General features: G+C 37.9%; 20 protein-coding genes. 18 read left to right on the forward strand and 2 right to left on the reverse strand.

Annotated elements, in window-relative coordinates; all coding sequences use genetic code 11:
- The first annotated feature begins 111 nt into the window (after nt 1-111).
- A complete protein-coding gene (locus tag NSS70_RS09235) occupies nt 112-939 on the forward strand; it encodes an SGNH/GDSL hydrolase family protein (protein ID WP_144596979.1) in 828 nt (275 codons plus the stop codon).
- A gap of 5 nt (nt 940-944) precedes the next feature.
- Nucleotides 945-1523 (forward strand): YpmS family protein, encoded by a 579-nt coding sequence (locus NSS70_RS09240; protein ID WP_066250274.1) that lies wholly within the window; start codon nt 945-947, stop codon nt 1521-1523.
- Between the two features lie 32 nt (nt 1524-1555).
- Here NSS70_RS09240 and NSS70_RS09245 read toward each other — a convergent pair whose 3' ends face one another.
- On the reverse strand, nt 1556-2935 hold the full coding sequence (locus NSS70_RS09245; RefSeq protein ID WP_340881350.1) for an RsmF rRNA methyltransferase first C-terminal domain-containing protein: 1380 nt from the start codon (nt 2933-2935) through the stop codon (nt 1556-1558).
- Between the two features lie 172 nt (nt 2936-3107).
- Here NSS70_RS09245 and ypmT point away from each other — a divergent pair, with 172 nt between their 5' ends.
- From ypmT to NSS70_RS09325, 16 genes are all read left to right on the forward strand, one after another.
- Nucleotides 3108-3302 (forward strand): protein YpmT, encoded by a 195-nt coding sequence (gene ypmT / locus NSS70_RS09250; protein WP_063389739.1) that lies wholly within the window; start codon nt 3108-3110, stop codon nt 3300-3302.
- Nucleotides 3303-3453: 151 nt separating this feature from the next.
- On the forward strand, nt 3454-4659 hold the full coding sequence (locus tag NSS70_RS09255) for an MFS transporter (protein WP_340881352.1): 1206 nt from the start codon (nt 3454-3456) through the stop codon (nt 4657-4659).
- 165 nt (nt 4660-4824) lie between these two features.
- Nucleotides 4825-5796, forward strand: coding sequence for a peptide-methionine (R)-S-oxide reductase MsrB (gene msrB, locus NSS70_RS09260; protein ID WP_063389685.1), 972 nt, complete (start codon nt 4825-4827; stop codon nt 5794-5796).
- 293 nt (nt 5797-6089) lie between these two features.
- Nucleotides 6090-7028 carry a magnesium transporter CorA family protein gene (locus NSS70_RS09265; RefSeq protein ID WP_063389686.1) on the forward strand — a complete coding sequence of 313 codons (939 nt, stop codon included), beginning with the start codon at nt 6090-6092 and terminating at the stop codon, nt 7026-7028.
- Between the two features lie 366 nt (nt 7029-7394).
- Nucleotides 7395-7544 (forward strand): YjcZ family sporulation protein, encoded by a 150-nt coding sequence (locus NSS70_RS09270; RefSeq protein WP_082829556.1) that lies wholly within the window; start codon nt 7395-7397, stop codon nt 7542-7544.
- Nucleotides 7545-7668: 124 nt separating this feature from the next.
- On the forward strand, nt 7669-8667 hold the full coding sequence (gene bioB / locus NSS70_RS09275) for a biotin synthase BioB (RefSeq protein WP_340881353.1): 999 nt from the start codon (nt 7669-7671) through the stop codon (nt 8665-8667).
- Between the two features lie 217 nt (nt 8668-8884).
- Nucleotides 8885-9112 (forward strand): YozE family protein, encoded by a 228-nt coding sequence (locus tag NSS70_RS09280; protein WP_066250287.1) that lies wholly within the window; start codon nt 8885-8887, stop codon nt 9110-9112.
- 148 nt (nt 9113-9260) lie between these two features.
- Nucleotides 9261-9875 (forward strand): hypothetical protein, encoded by a 615-nt coding sequence (locus NSS70_RS09285; RefSeq protein WP_261308781.1) that lies wholly within the window; start codon nt 9261-9263, stop codon nt 9873-9875.
- A 175-nt stretch (nt 9876-10050) separates the two neighbouring features.
- Nucleotides 10051-10239, forward strand: coding sequence for a hypothetical protein (locus NSS70_RS09290; RefSeq protein ID WP_063389690.1), 189 nt, complete (start codon nt 10051-10053; stop codon nt 10237-10239).
- Nucleotides 10239-11051 (forward strand): serine/threonine protein kinase, encoded by an 813-nt coding sequence (locus tag NSS70_RS09295; protein ID WP_340881354.1) that lies wholly within the window; start codon nt 10239-10241, stop codon nt 11049-11051. The genes NSS70_RS09290 and NSS70_RS09295 overlap by 1 nt, the downstream gene beginning before the upstream one ends.
- Nucleotides 11052-11822: a sporulation protein gene (locus tag NSS70_RS09300; RefSeq protein WP_063389692.1), complete on the forward strand. Its 771-nt coding sequence runs from the start codon at nt 11052-11054 to the stop codon at nt 11820-11822.
- A gap of 1304 nt (nt 11823-13126) precedes the next feature.
- Complete coding sequence (locus NSS70_RS09305) at nt 13127-13450, forward strand: phosphatase PAP2 family protein (RefSeq protein ID WP_340881356.1); 324 nt, start codon at nt 13127-13129, stop codon at nt 13448-13450.
- A 79-nt stretch (nt 13451-13529) separates the two neighbouring features.
- Entirely contained in the window at nt 13530-13838 is a 309-nt protein-coding gene (locus NSS70_RS09310; protein WP_063389740.1) for a YodL domain-containing protein, read from the forward strand.
- Nucleotides 13839-13936: 98 nt separating this feature from the next.
- Entirely contained in the window at nt 13937-14641 is a 705-nt protein-coding gene (gene deoD, locus NSS70_RS09315) for a purine-nucleoside phosphorylase (RefSeq protein WP_130157585.1), read from the forward strand.
- A 236-nt stretch (nt 14642-14877) separates the two neighbouring features.
- The gene (locus tag NSS70_RS09320; protein ID WP_063389695.1) at nt 14878-15717 is read left to right on the forward strand and encodes a M15 family metallopeptidase; all 840 of its coding nucleotides are present in this window, start codon (nt 14878-14880) and stop codon (nt 15715-15717) included.
- 183 nt (nt 15718-15900) lie between these two features.
- Nucleotides 15901-17286 (forward strand): S41 family peptidase, encoded by a 1386-nt coding sequence (locus NSS70_RS09325; protein WP_066250343.1) that lies wholly within the window; start codon nt 15901-15903, stop codon nt 17284-17286.
- A gap of 537 nt (nt 17287-17823) precedes the next feature.
- On the opposite strand, the gene NSS70_RS09330 is transcribed toward NSS70_RS09325, so the two are convergent.
- Entirely contained in the window at nt 17824-18237 is a 414-nt protein-coding gene (locus NSS70_RS09330) for an Hsp20/alpha crystallin family protein (RefSeq protein ID WP_063389698.1), read from the reverse strand.
- Nucleotides 18238-18253: the final 16 nt, after the last annotated feature.

An 18253-nucleotide genomic window follows, 5' to 3' on the forward strand; every position in this document is an offset into this window, starting at 1 on the left:
CGTCTGACAGCAGGGGGAAAGGACCCTCTGTACATGATGCCTTTGGGTCAATTTTAAACTTTTTTTCGTATGATATAATAAAAAGAAAGAGATCGTCACAAGGTGATAGGAATGCTGTCGAAAAAATTTTCTCTTCTTATTATGACTTTTTTCTTATTAACCGGATGTGTCCAAAAATCCACTGCTTCTCCTTCAAATCAAGCGAAGGCGGAAGAGGAAGAGAGCAAACCGATTGAAACTGAAATCGCTGTCGCGGGGAATGAAAGTAGGTCCAGCTCTTTTCAATTGCAAGGAGATATCAAAATTGTTGCACTTGGCGACTCCCTGACAAAAGGAGTGGGCGACCGAACAAAAGAAGGCTATGTTGGTCTCGTTTCAGATGAATTAGAAAAAAAGGAAGACATTTCATCTGTTTCAACAGTCAATTTTGCAGCGATGGGGCATTCAACGGAAAATTTGTTAAAAAAGCTTGATGAAGATCAAGTAAAAAAGGAATTGGAAGATGCCGATCTCATTTTCATGACGATTGGTGCAAATGATTTAATGAAAGTCGTGCGGGAAAATATTTTTGAATTAACAGTTGAACTTTTTCAAGAAGAACGCCTTCTTTATGAACAACGTTTAAGAGACATTATGAACAAGATCCGGTTGACAAATGAACAGGCAGTGATTGCGTTTATTGGGCTTTATAATCCGTTTGCGTGGAAATTGGCAGAATTTCCGGAAATTGATATGATTATTTCGGAATGGAACGAGCGGACGAAACAAATTTTGCTCGGAGATGGACGTGCGGTATTCGTTTCAATTCAGGATATTTTTCAAGAAGGAGAGGACAAAAACCTCTTATATACAGATGAATTCCATCCGAACGAGAACGGATATGTATTGATTGCGGCAAGGGTTATGGAAACATTGGAAAATGGAACAAAAAAGGATTGAAGTAAATGAATAAATGGAAGCTTGCATTTTTTATCTTGTTGTTTTCCAATTTTTTGATTATTCTCATCTCCTCTGGTCTTCTGCTTATGCCTGGGGAAAAGCCGCCTCTGAAAAAGGAAGCGGAAGGTAGTAAAGATTTTGCTGTCTTTAAAGTGGAAACAGATAAACAGACAGTAACTAAGGTCATCAATGATTATTTAAAAAAGGAAGCCGTTCATCAGCCTCTCACATACTGGGTTGAAATTACGGATGATATTAAACTGTACGGCAGCCTTCTCGCTTTCGGCCGGGATTTGGACATGGTCATGTCTTTTGAACCGAGTGTACAGCAGGGAAACGTCATTTTAAAGGTGAAAAGCTTATCGGTTGGGAGACTTTCCGTTCCGGTTTCTTATGTGTTGAAATATATTGATTCCCAATACCACTTTCCAAAAGAAGTGCAGATTGATGCAAAAAATCGCCAGATTGTAGTCTTTCTTGATCAGCTGGCATTGGAAAACGGGTCTAAAATTCAAGCTGAAAAAATTGATTTGGAGGAAGGGGTAATTTCAGCAAATTTGTATGTTCCGCTCCCTCTCAAATAAGTAAGCGGGTATCAAAACCCGCTTTTGTTTTGTCAAAATTGAACACGAAGACCTTTTGGATAAAAGTTTTTAATGGTTCCTTTCGTTTCTTTTCCCCAACCGATCGATTCGCCGTCTATTGTCATTAATATCCATCCCCTGTCTACACCCAATGGAGATGAAATCGTTTCTCCCGTTAAATAAGCTTGCCAATCTTTTTCGTTCGTTGAGAAGGAATAACTGTATTTCACATCATTTGGTGTGAGTGACAGGGCAAGATGATGATTCGGTTCAAATCGTTTCTTTTTGATTTCTCCAAGATGGAGACCCGCCCGCAAAACGTTCAACGAAGTAATATCTGGGCATTTTTCAGGTAATACATACAGCTGTTGTTTTTTTAAGAAAAATGCCCCGGTTATTCTTTTCTTTAAAAAAGAATGTTCGAATTGCTGAAACTCAGCTAATTGCTGTTTTTTGACATTTGATTTTAAATATGAAACGCTGCTTCTCGTATTGGTTTCGCCATTTTTGATTAATTTCGCAACGAAATGCCCTTCACCTTTGATTTTATGCGGCCAAAGGCGGATGCATTTTGAAATTTCTTCAAAATTCGTTTTTGTCCATTCCACTCTTCCTCGATCAAAACCTTCACGTTTAGGAATTTCAACAAGAGACATTTCTGGATGCATGCTTACAAATGCCTCAATAACCTGTTCATTTTCTTCAGGAGAAAACGTGCAGGTGGAATAGACGAGAGTTCCGCCGGGTTTTAACATTTGAAACGCTAAAGATAACAGCTTTTTTTGCGTGTACGAGCATTTTTCAACAAGATCCTCGCTCCAAAATTCGATGGCGTTATCATCTTTTCGAAACATTCCCTCTCCAGAGCACGGGGCATCAACTAAAATTTTGTCGAAATAATTCGGAAAGTGTTGAACCAGTTTTTCGGGCCGTTCATTTATCACAATAGCGTTTTGAATTCCGAAACGTTCAATATTTTCCGATAGTGCTTTCGCTCGTTTGAAATGAATTTCATTTGAGATTAGAATTCCTTCATTTTCCATCGCCGCGGCAATTTGCGTCGATTTTCCTCCTGGCGCAGCGCACAAATCTAATATTTTTTCTCCGGGTTTTGCCTGAAGCACTTCAGCAGGAACCATAGCACTCGGTTCTTGTATATAATAGAGCCCAGCTGCATGAAAAGGGTGTTTTCCGGGCTCGTCTTGTTTTTCATCGTAATAAAATCCGTCTTCACATAAGGGAACTGAAGAAAGAGAAAAAGATATTTTCCGAATGAACGTTTCTTTTTCTATTTTTAGACGATTGAAGCGCAGTCCCTTGATCGGTTCATCTCGCAAAGCAGAAAAAAAATCATCTGCTTCATTTTTTAACAATTGTTTCATTTTCCGGCAAAAATCATCAGGTAATGCCATATTTCAGATCTCCTTTCCTAAAATATTATAGCGGAATATGAAACATAATGGCGAAAATTCTTTCTGGCGAATTCTTGACGGAGAGGTGAAGATAAGAGAAAATAAATTGTTAGAGATGAAACATTTTTATAGAAAAAGAAAAGCAAGGGAATTTGGTGTAGGGGTGATGTATTTGAAAAAAATATATTTAATTGCTAGCATCGTCATGTTCCTCCTTGCTGTTTATTTTGGCGGTATGGCATATAAACAATACCTTGCTGGAAACTTAGATTACAATTTAGACAAAGTTTACATAAATGTCGGTTACTGCGCCTTGTTTTTAAGCATTGCTGTATATGTACTTCATTTGCGCGAGCATAAAAGTTAAAGAAAAGCGAGATAGAAGGAGGATCCAGAAGGATGAAAAACGTCCTTTGATGGATCGCCTTCTTTCTTTTCTGTAAAAGTAAAAATTTTACATCGTAGTTGATTCTTGATACATAAAAATTTAAAGTCAAAGATATGCAGGTGAAGTTATCATGTTACGTTCAAATAAACAAAATATCTCCCTCATATTACTGCTTTGCAATGTTTTTATCGGTTTTTTAGGAATCGGACTCGTTGTTCCGGTTTTGCCTGCTTATATGAATGAACTAAATTTATCGGGCGTTTATATGGGATATCTCATAGCAGCATTTTCAACTGCCCAGTTGTTTTCCTCGCCGGTCACGGGGATTTTTACTGACCGTTTTGGCAGAAAGATTATGATTGTCATCGGTTTAGTTTTGTTTGCTGTATCCGAATTTTTATTTGCAATAGGCTCTGCGTTCTTCTTGCTTTTGATTTCAAGAATAATTGGCGGAATCAGCGAGGCATGTATTATGCCCGCTGTTACTGCGTTTATTACAGATATCACCACTTTAGAGGACAGGCCGAAAGCGCTTGGATATTTGTCTGCCAGCATTAACGCAGGTTTTATTATCGGGCCCGGCATCGGAGGATTTGCGGCAGAATTCGGCATTCGGATGCCGTTTTTTCTTGCGGCATTTATTGCGCTTGTCGCAGCCGTTTTTTCCATTCTCCTTTTAAAAGAACCGCTTCCAAATGATAACATTCAACAATTAGATGAAAAACAAACTCGTCTTCAATTTTTCAGCGAATTAAGCAAATCGATCAAACCTCCGTATGTTGTACCGCTATTGATCGTGTTTGTTTTAGCATTTGGTCTTTCCGCATATGAAACGATGTTCGGTTTGTTTGTCGACAAAAAATTCGGTTTTTCGCCGAAAGATGTTTCCATCGTCATAACAACAGGAACGATTTTTGGACTCATCGCCCAAATCGTTTTCTTTGACAAGCTAGTGAAGTATCTTGGCGAGAAAAGGTTGATTGAAATTTGTTTATTAGGCGCTTCCGTCTTTATTTTTCTGTCAACCTTAGTTGACGGCTACTTTTTCATTATGGCTGTAACGTTTGCTGTATTTTTAGCATGCGATCTTCTTCGACCAGCTGTCACCACTCTATTATCCAATATGGCAGGAGATGAACAAGGGTTTATTGCCGGCATGAACTCTACTTATACAAGTTTAGGAAACATTGTCGGTCCTGCGATTGCAGGAATTTTGTTTGATATCGACGTCGATTTTCCATACGTTTTAGCTTCCATCGTTTTGCTTTTAGCCTTCATGATGGCAGCTTTATGGCCATTTCGTGATAACATGGAGCAAAAAAGGAAAAATTCTTAATGGAACGAATATACTAGTTTTTGCACTTCGCTATGCTTGAGTTGCAAATCAATTGTTTTGTTCTTTTTAATCGTTTTATAATGTATTGTAGGAAGAACAAGTTGATCTTTACTTTTGCGATGAGAATGAGCAGGCAGGAAAATTAGCTAAAGGGAGGGAAAAATGATGAGCAATGAAAAATATGAATTGGCTACTTTTGCGGGTGGCTGCTTCTGGTGCATGGTCCAGCCTTTTGACGAGCTTCCGGGAATTATTAAGGTTGTTTCCGGATATACGGGAGGACATAAGGAAAATCCGACATATGAAGAAGTGTGCTCGCACACGACGGGTCATGTGGAAGCCGTGCAAATTACCTTTGATCCGAACGTGTTTCCATATAAAAAGCTTCTGGATATATTTTGGCAGCAAATTGATCCGACTGATCCGGGCGGACAATTTTATGACAGGGGAGAATCTTACAAAACGGCTATTTTTTATCATTCGGAGGAACAGCGCGAGCTCGCGGAACAATCGAAAGAGCTTTTAGAAAAAAGCGGACGTTTTGAAAAACCGATTGCGACCGAAATATTGCCGGCAAAACCTTTTTACCCAGCCGAAGACTATCATCAAGATTACTACAAAAAAAATCCTTTTCACTACAAACGGTATCGTCAAGCGTCTGGACGGGATGAATTTATACGCAAGCATTGGAGCGACTGGGATAAAGAAGAGCTGAAGAAACGATTGACTCCGATGCAATATGAGGTGACGCAAAACAACGGGACGGAGCCTCCATTTCAAAATGAATATTGGGATCATAAAGAAGAAGGGATTTATGTCGACATCGTCTCGGGAAAACCGCTTTTCAGCTCGCTCGATAAATTTGATTCAGGCTGCGGATGGCCAAGTTTTACAAAACCGCTTCATCAGCATGAGATCGTCGAAAAATTAGATACATCTTACGGCATGATCCGTACAGAGGTTAGAAGCAAAACGGCGGATTCGCACCTTGGACATGTTTTCCCTGACGGTCCAGAACCGACAGGCCTTCGCTACTGCATTAACTCGGCTGCGCTTCGCTTTATCCCGAAAGATCAGCTCGAACAAGAAGGCTATGGTGAATATAAAAAACTGTTTGAAGACGATCAAACAGAGTAAAGATTATATGTAAACGAATGGGCACAAAAACATGTGCCCTTTTTTTATTAAATGTTCAAATTTATGTAAAATTCCGTTAAAACCTATATACATCGTAAAACAAAATTAGTATCATATATTAGGTTGAATTTTTATGGATGAAGGAGGGTGAAAATCGTTTATGAATAGCGGTTCTTTTTTAGATCCGGACGGACCCGAGATAGGTAAGGCAGTATGTATGCGGAAAGAGGCGCTGTTCGTAAGCGATGACACTCTTGCGCGTGCAGACTGCCTCTAGCAAAGGAGGTTAAAGCATGCTGAACATTTATATGTCAAGCGCGAACGGCCAATTGAAGGAAATTGAAGATATTCAAAACGGTTGTTGGATCAACATGGTGGCACCGACTGAGGAAGAAGTTCATTTCGTGTCAGAACGGCTGCAAATTCCAATAGACTTTTTTAAAGATGCACTGGATGATGAGGAAAGATCCCGGATTGAAAAAGAGGACCACAATGTGTTGATTATTGTTGACATTCCGGTTATCACGGTAGATGACATCGGGCAAACGTTTTATGAAACGATCCCGATCGGAATGATCATTACTGACAGTTGTTTTATTACAGTATGTTTGCAAGGAAACCCAATCTTTGAACAGTTTGCCAGAAACAAAGTTAAAGGTTTTTATACGTTTATGAAAACGCGATTTGCTTTTCAAATTTTATATTTAACTTCAACATATTATTTGCGATATCTGAAACAAATTAATCGCAAAACGAGCGAAGTAGAAAAAGAGCTTCATCAATCGATGAAAAATAAAGAATTTTTTTCATTGCTCAGTCTGGAAAAAAGCTTAGTTTATTTTACGACATCGCTGAAATCCAATAATATTGTCATGGAAAGGCTGCTGCGATTAAATTACTTGAAAATGTATGAGGAAGATCAAGATCTTTTGCAAGATGTCATTATCGAAAACAAACAAGCAATTGAAATGACAGAGGTATATTTAAGTATTTTAAGCGGAATGATGGACGCATTTGCATCAGTCATTTCCAACAATGTCAATATTGTCATGAAATTTTTGACGGCAATTACGATCGTCATCTCTATTCCGACATTAGTAGCGAGCTTGTATGGAATGAATGTGCCGATACCGTTTCAAAATCATCATTTTGCGTTTTTTATTCCCATTTCCATTTCATTGCTCATGTCAAGCTTAACAGCTTATATTTTTTGGAAAAAAAGATATTTTTAAACTTGTACAACCATAACTGGTCAGATGACTCTGAACTAATACTAGCAGCTTATGTCGGAAAAAGACGAATTTGCCCACTCCTTTTCTTTCGTTGACCGCTGCCATGTCTATACAGTAATCTCAAACAATCTAAAATTTGTAAAATTGATTTTTTAAGACAATCAAAATGCGGTCGCAGATGAAGTTCCTCCTCATGTTTCTTATAGGACGATATCATCTGCCCGCTTGCACAACTGGTGTTTCCAATTTCCAACTGCAGGGCGTTTGTTCCAAAGAATTTGGAAAAATAGGCATGTGCACATACCTGAAAGTCCAAAAAAACATAATGTAAACTGAAACCTAGATTAAAAATGAGGAGTGGGGCAAATGCATTTTCACCATCACGATTTTCACCATTGTGGACATGGATACGGTTATCCGGTACATGGTGCCGGATATGGCTGCGGATCTTCATTCGTTTTGATCGTAGTATTATTTATACTTTTGATCATTGTCGGCTGCGCTTATGTAAAATAAAAAAATCCTGCCTGTTCGGGCAGGATTTTTATCTGTATTTTATGTAAACTTAATCTAAAAAATAGTTGACATATATCCTTTCTTTTTTTACCATTTAAGTATTACAGAAAAGGGGGATTACGAAATGAGAATCGATTGGGTTGAATTAGCCGAAAACGTACTATTTGGACATAAAATAACTTATGAGGAAGCTGCTGCAATTTTGGACTGTCCTGATGAAGAATTGCTGCTTCTTCTGCATGGTGCTTACAAGATTCGAAAAGCATTTTACGGGAATAAAGTGAAGTTAAATATGATCATGAATGTAAAATCAGGATATTGTCCTGAAAACTGTTCCTACTGTTCCCAATCTTCCGTATCAACGGCTCCGATCGACAAATACCCGCTGCTTTCAAAAGAAGCCATTTTAGAGGGGGCCAAACGGGCACAAGAGTTGAAAGCTGGAACTTTCTGCATCGTTGCAAGCGGAAGAGGGCCTACAAACCATGAGGTAGAAAAAATATGCGAATCTGTACGCGAAATAAAAGATACATACAACTTGACGGTTTGCGCATGTTTAGGAATTTTAAAAGACGAACAGGCGGAACGATTGAAGGAAGCTGGTGTCAATCGATACAATCATAACTTGAACACATCAGAAAGATATCATGAACATATAGTCACTAGTCATACATATGAAGATCGCGTAAACACAGTTGACAAAGTCAAACGTGCAGGGATTTCTCCTTGCTCCGGTGTGATTATCGGGATGGGTGAATCGAAACAAGATGTTATTGAAATGGCTGCTGCTTTAAAGAAGATCGACGCAGATTCTATTCCGGTTAATTTTCTTCATCCTATTGAAGGAACTCCGTTGCAAGGAGAAAATAATCTTAATCCTCGATATTGTTTAAAGATGCTTGCCTTATTCCGCTACATGCTGCCGACAAAAGAAATACGCATTTCCGGAGGAAGGGAAGTAAACTTGCGCTCGCTGCAGCCTTTTGGGTTATATGCGGCTAATTCTATTTTTATCGGAGACTATTTAACAACTGAAGGACAGGAAATGTCAAAAGATCACGAAATGTTAAAAGATTTAGGCTTTGAGATTGACTTAAATCCGCTTCCAGAAACCGTTCAATAAGGAAACGGTGTCTTGGCATAATGGATCGTTGTTTTTTAATCAGTGGAGAATAAATATGGTCCATTCTATAAAACAATAAAAAATCTTTTTCCAGCTGCAGCTGAAGAAAGAGCATTTTTCTCTTTAAAACCGCTCCATAAAAAGGCGGTTTTTTTATTTTCGAAAATTTATCAAAACGTTATAATGAAACAAGCAAATTTTTTAGGAAGGTGGAAATATGAGTTCTTTTTATCATTATTTGATGACGTTCAGACATCCTAAACCGAAGGACAAAATCAGCAAGTTTGCAAACGATGCTTATCTTGACCACAGCTTTCCGAAAAATTCAACTGATTATGATGAACTCAGCACTTACTTGGAATTAAATGGATCATATTTGGAAAACATGTCTGTTTTTGATGAAGCTTGGGAAAAATATGTTCAATTGATTGAACAAAAACATTGACTGAGCCTTCAAAATAGTTCGCCCAACTCAAACAAGTTGATGATGCATATAATGTGATAATCGAAAGAGTGATGGCATTAAAGGGGGTGCCTTCATACTGAAAAGAAAAAAACCGAAGTTCAATATTGGCGATCAAGTCGTTATTACTTTGTACGGTACTTTGGGGACGATTACAAACATCCATACGATGGACGAAGAGTTTTTATATGAAATCAATTACAGTGAAATTTTATATTTTGAACATTCATTACAGTTTTTATCAGAATATGATGGGACTGTGTTTGAGTCAGAAACGGTTGAAGTGGAACTGATGTTTGGAATTGGCGACCTTGTTTATGTGAAAGGCTATGGTGATGAAATTTTCAAAATTGTCGGGTACCGGACGGAATTGTGGAGATATAAAGACGATGCGTGGGAGGAAGTGATTTATGAATTAGTGCGGGTGCGCGACGGGGAATGGATGGAATCATCTGCGGATGAATTAAAGCTGGCCGTTTCGAAAAAAGAAGCAGATCAACATTTGCAAAATATTCATATTATCCAACATATTGCTGGGATGGACGCACAGAAAAATGCTTCTGCTCCGATGAACAGCCAAAAAAACGAAAAGAAAACAAAGCCTATGCAGCAGGAAATCATTGATTCCCTCCTTGATCTGTATAATGATTACAAAGGTCTTTACGATTTATTTGGGGATAAAAAATATAAGGAAATGATGGACGTTGTCATTCAATATTTGAAAAAAATGAGCCGCTTACCATGATCTTTTTTTGAAAAATTTTCTAATGAAAAAACTGCAATGGATGACAAGTAATAGAAATAGAGGAATGGAAGATTACCAGGTCTTCCAATCTTTTTATTCAAAAAATTTTTTAAACTGAAACCAATGCAGATTTTTTTCGTAAAAACAAGTAATACAAGAAGGAGGGAAAAGGTGTATGTTGAGAAAATTCATCAAATCGTTTTTAGGCCATCGCCCTTACCATTATTCCAGCAGCAGCCACTACCACAAAAAGCATTATCCTAAGTCAAAATACAAACATGATCCAACTTCTTACGGCCATCATTATTATAAAAGAAAACATCGCTCTGGGTTTGGATTCTTTTCCGGTTCGTATAGCAGCTGATGATGGAAGTATGGAAAAAGTTTTGGAAGCTGTTTCCGCTTTGGGGTGAGCGGCTACATAAACCAGGATCTGTTATCGAACGATACGTAGTCCAAAAATTTTTAGGAGTAGGGAGCTACGGAATCACGTATCTTGCAGAAGATTTGTCCACACATCAAAAAGTCGTTTTGAAGCAGCTCCGAAAGCGAAGAAAAACAACGGGTGAACGGCCTTTTCAAAAAGAAAGGGAAATATTGCAAAAATTAAGTCATCCTGCCGTTCCAGCTTTATACGCTGAAATCAATGATGGTAGCCATCAATATCTTGTCATGGAATACAAAGAAGGGCTAACATTTGAGCAATTAATCTTTCAATTTGGAAAAAAATATTCCGAAAAAGATGCTTTTCATTATTTAACAAAAATTCTCGAAGTTGTCCAGTATATACATGATCAAAACGTTGTCCACCGTGATTTAAGAATACCGAACATTCTTCTTTACAACGACAGTATTTCCATCATTGATTTTGGCTTGTCCCGTTTGATTACAGATGAAGAAGAGGAGAGTTTTCATAAATGGGAGCCGGAAAAGCAAAGGATGCGTAAAATTAGCTTTCAGACGGATTTTTATGCGCTGGGGCATTTCGTATTGTTTTTGCTTTATTCATCATTTGATCAAAAGGGAAAAAAAGAAAAAAGTTGGGAAGAGGAGCTAGATATTTCCGTAGAATCAAAGAATATTATAAAAAAGCTGTTTGGAATGGATGGTTCATACAGATCAGCAGAGGAGATTCTAGAGGATATTCAGAAAAATTCCGAAATAGGGGGAGAATAAATGTCTCTATTTAATAAAATTTTCGCGGGCATTGGGATTGGAGCGGCAAAAGTAGATACGAAGCTTACCTCCTCAACGTTCTATCCCGGCGAAGAGGTGAAAGGCATTGTTGTCATTAATGGAGGAAACGTTGAACAAAAAATTGACGAAATTTACTTGTCCGTTCTTACGCATTATATAAAAGAAGTAGATGATCGTAGAGAGAAGAGGCAAGCAGAAATCGCTAAAATACAAATCAATAAACCTTTCGTCATACTGCCGAATGAAACGAAAGAAATTCCGTTTTCATTTCAGCTTCCGCTTGATACTCCAATTACTATCGGAGCATCCAAAGTATGGATTCATACCGGATTGGATATTAAAGGAGCGATCGATCCGAAAGATACGGACTATATCGACGTTGTTCCCGGCGGCTTAATGAAGGAAGTATTAAACAGTATAAACCGAATCGGATTTAAGCTCCTTCAAGTTGAAAATGAAGCAGCGCCATATCGTTTAAGAAAAAGGCTACCGTTCATTCAAGAGTTTGAATTTTATCCGACTTCCGGTCCATTTAGAGGCCGTTTAAAGGAGCTTGAAATTGTTTTCTATTCGATAGGCGAACACGATATTGAAATGATTATGGAAATTGATCGAAGAGCAAGAGGACTTTCCGGGTTTCTCGCCGAAGCGCTAGATTTGGATGAAAGCTACGTTCGAGTTCGTGTAAGCAGGCAGGACGTGCCGAATCTTGATAGCAAGCTTATCAATATCATTCGCCAATATAGCTGATAAACAAGGAGAGCCTAGTTTTTTTGTATGAAAATTTTTCAATCATGTCCAATTTAAAAGGCTGTTGTCATAAAATCCGACGGGGAATAGAATCAGTCGGTTATGGCGTAAGTAGGTGTATAACAAAGCTCTCATATTAGCGACAACGGAGAAGACTATTCCGTTTAGAAAAGCTGTCAAAGTAGCTGTGCAGTCAAATTACGCGGCATTTTTAACTAGCTAAATTTATTGTGGCCGCGATAAAATCGGACCAACCCAAAATGGGAGGAAGAGGGCGCATTAAGGCTGCGAAAATGGAAGGGGTGTTGGGCAGCACATATCGTCACCCCTCTGCTTTTGCTGCTCAGAAATAGAAGCCAGCTATCAAAAATTTATGGCGATGAAGAACTTAAAAATCAAAGCTCTCTATGTATATAAAGACGGAAGGGAATGTATCCAGTTCACACACTCTCTTGAAAAGATGAATGAACGGATTTATCAATGCGCGGCAACGAACGTAATTAAGTAAACTTCTTAACTTGAATAAGAAAATACCAACAACACGCAAAGGAAATTCTCCTCCACCTTATTAAAAAGGCGGCCATCACTATTATTTAACATCAAAAAGAAGCATCATTCTTTTATTGCTTTGCTCGGTTAATTTTACTATTGTTCATGAACCCATAAATAGTTAAGAAAACAAAAAAATACATAAGACTGTAAAAGTGATGCTATAACCTATATTATGTTCGCTGTATTTGTCATAAGCAAACATCCCCAGCACGATCGAATTGATCAACAAATTTAATAGTATGAATGGATGTATTTTTTTATCCACTGTTTTCCACCACCTCCCCAACTATCATTCTATCATAGGTTTCAGCAAAAATTGTTTCGAATATCAGCGATAAAAAGAATAAGACGTTTTAAACGATTTGCGTTTTTCCTATTTTTTACTATACTAAGAAATACAACGAAACGAAGGGAGGAAAAAGCGATTACCTTTCCCACTTTCGCTAAAAAGTGGCATATCTTCGCTGCCTTAGATGAATAAAACATATATATTTTTCATCCTGCTTTTTTATTTGATAACGAGTTCCTTTGCGATTAAAAATGAGACAGTTCGCCATGTTGACGATACAATTGTTCAATCAATCGAAGGGGTTCGAAATGATCCATTCACTTCCATTATGTTCTTTTTTACAGAAATTGGTTCATATCATATTCTTCTCCCTGTCACTATTTTCATAAGTATTTATTATATATTTCGAAAAAAATGGATCACGTTCATTATTCTTTACATAAATTTATACGGAGTTCGTTGGATGAATGAAATGATAAAAGAAATGGTGAAAAGAGAGCGCCCTGATTTTGATCGACTGACCGATATTTCCGGCTACAGTTTTCCAAGCGGTCATACGATGAATTCAACAGCTGTCTACGGTTTGATCGCTTATTTAATCAGCACCCGCATAAAAACAGGAAAGTGGGTCGTTTTTGCCGTTTCCAGTATTTTATGTCTGTTGATTGGATTAAGCAGAATTTATTTGGGAGTTCACTATTTAACAGATGTTTTGGCGGGATTTGCGGTTGGATTATGCTGGCTTATGTTTATCTTGACAATATCAGAAAAGGTTCGACAAAAGTAGTTGACATTCGCAGCAGGAATTCCCTCCATTGACAGCAAATAAGTTTGGAAAATTGTATTTGGAGGGGACAAGGTTGGCACTGAATCTTCTTAAATTGTCTAATCCATCGACCGATTATGATGTGACCATCTTTCAAACACCAAACATCGGGGAGAAAAAAGGGTATCGACCCGTATACCGCTTAACTGTCCGTGCAAAAAATCATCAGGAAGTGCTCAAAAAAATTTTTCGGAAATTTAATATTTCGGAAGCGATCCCTCCGGATTATAACGGACGTTATATTTGGACAGGAGACATTGTTTTTATTGATGAAGGAAAAAATGGAACAAAGTATTATAAATTAGTGACCGGCGGGTGGAAAAAAATTCACCGCATTCACGTCCGGTGATTGGAGGATGCAAAATATGCTGCACGGATTCTCATGAAAAATCTGCTATGTTATGATAATATTACTTCAATTATTTTTAAATGAAGGGGCTTGATAACATGAGCATTCATATTGGTGCGAAAAAAGATGAGATTGCTGACAAAATATTGCTTCCCGGTGATCCCCTTCGGGCCAAATATATTGCGGAAACTTTTTTAGAAAATACTGTATGCTACAACAAAGTTCGAGGAATGTACGGTTTTACCGGAACTTACAAAGGAAAGCGAATCTCTGTCCAAGGAACAGGAATGGGGGTTCCATCGATTTCGATTTACATTCATGAACTCATGCAAGAGTACGATGTGCAAACGCTTATTCGCGTTGGCTCCTGCGGTTCCATTCAAAAAGACGTCCACATCAGAGACTGCATTTTAGCTATGAGCGCATCAACGAATTCCCAAATGAACCGCATAACGTTTGGCTCTGTTGATTATGCGCCTACCGCTAATTTTGATTTGTTGAAAAAAGCTTATGATGCTGCAGTATCAAAAGGAATCGACGTCAAAGTCGGAAGCGTGTTCACGACGGATTTATTCTATAATGATCAAGCGGAGCACGAAAAATGGGCTGAATACGGAATTTTGGCAATTGAAATGGAAACGGCTGCTCTTTATACACTTGCTGCGAAATTCGGCAGAAGAGCATTATCTGTTTTAACGGTCAGCGACCATGTCCTGACTGGGGAAGAAACATCTGCTGCCGAAAGGGAATCGACCTTTAACGAAATGGTTGAAATCGCTCTTGAAGCTGCTATACAGGAATAAAACGGCATGTGCGGCGTCATGCCGCTTTTTATTTTTTAAAACATGTTCACAAAAATTGAAGGAAACGGCTTAGCTCCATTTATTACATCCACTCTCTTGTTTTAGTTTTTGAAAGATCGTCATCTGCTCCTTTCTTTTATTGAACGTTATGATAAGTTATAATGTAAGAACCGTTTTTCTTCTGTTTGGACAAGTGTTAAAATAGGAGTGAGAGATTATACAAGGTGGGAATTTTTATGCATAAAATCATCGCAGTCACGATTCTTGCAGCTTTGATGCTTGCCGGATGCTCAATGCCATTTGATAAGCTTCCCTTTTTTCATGGAAGCGACTATGTTGAAGAGAATGAACCGCAAGCAAAAACAGTAGAAAACAAAGAACTAGTCCAAACAACGGAAAAAACCGTCCAAACAGAACAAATTGATCCGGAATTTTTGCTTGAGGAGCAATATTTTAATGTCGTACAAACGGTTAACGGTCAACCCGTTATTCAAAATCCTGACAATATTTTAGTTCTTGTCAATAAAGATTTTTTCCTTCCTGTCGACTATAAACCAAATGATTTGACAGTGCCAAACATACAGTTTTCATTCGGGGACGCGGATGTTCCGAAGCGTTATTTGCGCAAGGAAGCAGCTGCGGCACTTGAACAGCTTTTTCTAGCTGCGAAAAAAGACGGCGTGATTCTTTTCGGAGCCTCAGGCTTTCGTTCGTACGATCGGCAGGTTGAGCTGTTTGAAGCAGAAAAAAAACAAAAAGGGGAGCAAAAAGCAGTTCAAGCAGTAGCAAAACCTGGTCAAAGTGAGCATCAGACAGGGTTATCTATTGATGTGACGAGTGAAAGTGTAGATTTTCAAATTACTGAAAAATTTGGGGAAACGAAGGAAGGAAAATGGCTTCAACAAAACGCCCATAAATTTGGCTATATTATCCGCTATCCGAAAGGGAAAGAAGCGATCACAAAATATAAGTATGAGCCTTGGCATATTCGCTACGTCGGAAAGAAAGCTGCAAAAGTCATATATGAAAATAATTTAACACTTGAAGAATATTTCCAAAAAGTAAAGAAAATTTAACCGAAGCTCTCCCGCTGAAGCGGGATTGATTTTTTCATAAACAAGAGATGAAGGATGAAAGAGCGTTGATTTAACGTTTTGACTTGCCATTTCTTTGCCGACAGAAACACATAGATCGTTTGACGATATTGTAATTGTCGGACATAATGAAATGGATGGATTAAAGGGGGAGTTGTGTTGTATATTAAAAAACGAAATTTTTTCATCGCTATTGTACTGACGGTCATAATAACTTGCGGTTTTACGCTCACATTACTCAACTTTACGTCAGCATCTGAAAAAGAAAATGATAGTTTTGAGAAGCTTTATTCAGCATATGATACGTTAAAGCAAGAATATTATAAAAAAATAGATGATGAAAAATTGGTAGAAGGTGCTGTCAAAGGGATGGTAGAATCTCTCGACGACCCGTATACGTCATATATGGATTTGAAAGAATCAGAAGGATTTGAAGAAAATATATCTTCAAGCTTTGAAGGAATCGGTGCAGAAGTAACAGAGACGAACGGTTATATCATGATCGTCTCACCGATAAAAGGCTCGCCTGCCGAGAAAGCAGGGTTGAAGCCGAGAGATAAAATTTTAAAAGTTGACAATAAAAGTGTTGAAGGAATGTCTGTGAATGAAGCGGTATCTCTTATTCGTGGCGAAAAAGGAACGAAAGTAAGCCTTGAAATTGAACGGGATGGCGTCGGCACGCTGACCTTTACGATTACAAGAGATACGATTCCGATTGAAACAGTTTATAGTGAAGTAGTAGAAAATAAAATTGGAAAAATACAAATCACAAAATTTTCCGAGAACACTGGAAAAGAATTGGCAGATGCATTGACAGAGCTGAAGGAGAAAAAAGTAAAAGGAATTGTCCTCGATTTAAGACAAAATCCTGGGGGACTGATGGACCAAGCCATAACGATGTCAAATATGTTTGTAGACAAAGGCAAAAAGATTTTGCAAGTTGAAGCAAAAGACGGATCAAAGGATATTTATAAAGCGGAAAATCAACCAATCGTTGATGTTCCGGTCGTAGTCATCACAGATAATGGAACAGCCAGCGCAGCCGAAATTATGGCCGCGGCTTTGAACGAATCGGAGGGAATTCCGATTGTAGGAGAAAAAACGTTCGGAAAAGGAACCGTTCAAAGCGCTAAAACGTTTGAAGACGGTTCGTCGATGAAATATACGATTGCCAAATGGCTGACACCTTCAGGCAAATGGATTCACGAAAAAGGAATAGAACCTCAATATAAAGTGACTTTGCCTGAATATGCTCATTTACCATATTTAAATCCGGAAAAAACGTTGCAGGAAGGCGACGTTTCAACAGAAGTGAAAACAGCTGAGAAAATGCTTCAAGCTTTAGGCTATAAAACAGATGTGGATGGATATTTTGATAAAGCATTAAAAAATACTGTTGTTGCTTTCCAAAGAGACCATCAATTAAAACAAACGGGGAAAATCTCACAAGATACGACAATCAAACTGATGGATTTAGTAAGAGAAAAAATTGAAAAAAATGATACCCAAATGAAAAAAGCAATTGAAGTATTGAAATCGAAGATGGAATAAAATTGACAGCAGCGGCTTGGTCTTCCGGCCGCCTTCTTTATTTTCAGATTTGTTCAAGCATATTGTTGAGATTGAAAGGACTTTATTTAGGGAAAGTCCTGTTGCAAAATCTTTACTTAACTGATTTTTTCTATACGATGAAGAAAGAGGGAATGATTGCTAATACAACTAAGGCATCCAAATATATGTAAAGTGATCGCAAATAAAAAAGGGCAAGTGACAAATATCTTGCTTTTAAATTCTTGCCTACCTTCTCCACTTTTCATTTTATTTTAAAAAATTTAATAATCATAGACCTCCCTATCGTTCTGCCATTTTCATTTCATTTTTGTTGAGCTTTCATATAATGCGGCGAACGTTCGCTTCGATATTTTTGAATAGGTGTTAAGAAAAGGGATTAAAGTAAAATGCGGTATCGGATTTGTCTGCATTTCATCTTCAGTTTCAGGAATATGTTGAAGATCCCTTTTGGCAGTGCGGTGTTTATCCATACAAAAATTGGATGAGTGGAGGCTGGTTAACAAAACCGGCCTCATTTTACTCAGATGGGAAAAGATCAATTTCCGTATAATGATGATCTTTTAATTTCACGAATTTAATTTCAAGAATTCCGTCAGAAAATACGGCTTTTGTCCCTTTTCTTTTCACAGGTGCAGGAAATACAAATTTTTTTTGTTGATTTTTTTCCGGATAATTCATAAGATGCAAATGATGTTGGTTATGCTGGATTTTTATCATTTTTTTTAAATCATCATTCATCGGAAGTTTAATATAGATAAATTCATCTGTCTCATAAAATTCAGGTGAAGGAGGAGCTTCTTTATGATTCATAATAGGAAAAGGACTGGTGAATGGGAATTGCTCCGTATAGTGTGAACCAAACGCTTGCTTCATTACTTCCTGAATATATTGTTCAACATGTCCGGCATTCATGTTTTTCCAAAGATTCATTGCTCACACATCCCTC

It is taken from the genome of Aeribacillus sp. FSL K6-2848 (assembly GCF_038004325.1).
In the GTDB taxonomy this organism is placed as follows: Bacteria; Bacillota; Bacilli; order Bacillales; family Aeribacillaceae; genus Aeribacillus; species Aeribacillus composti.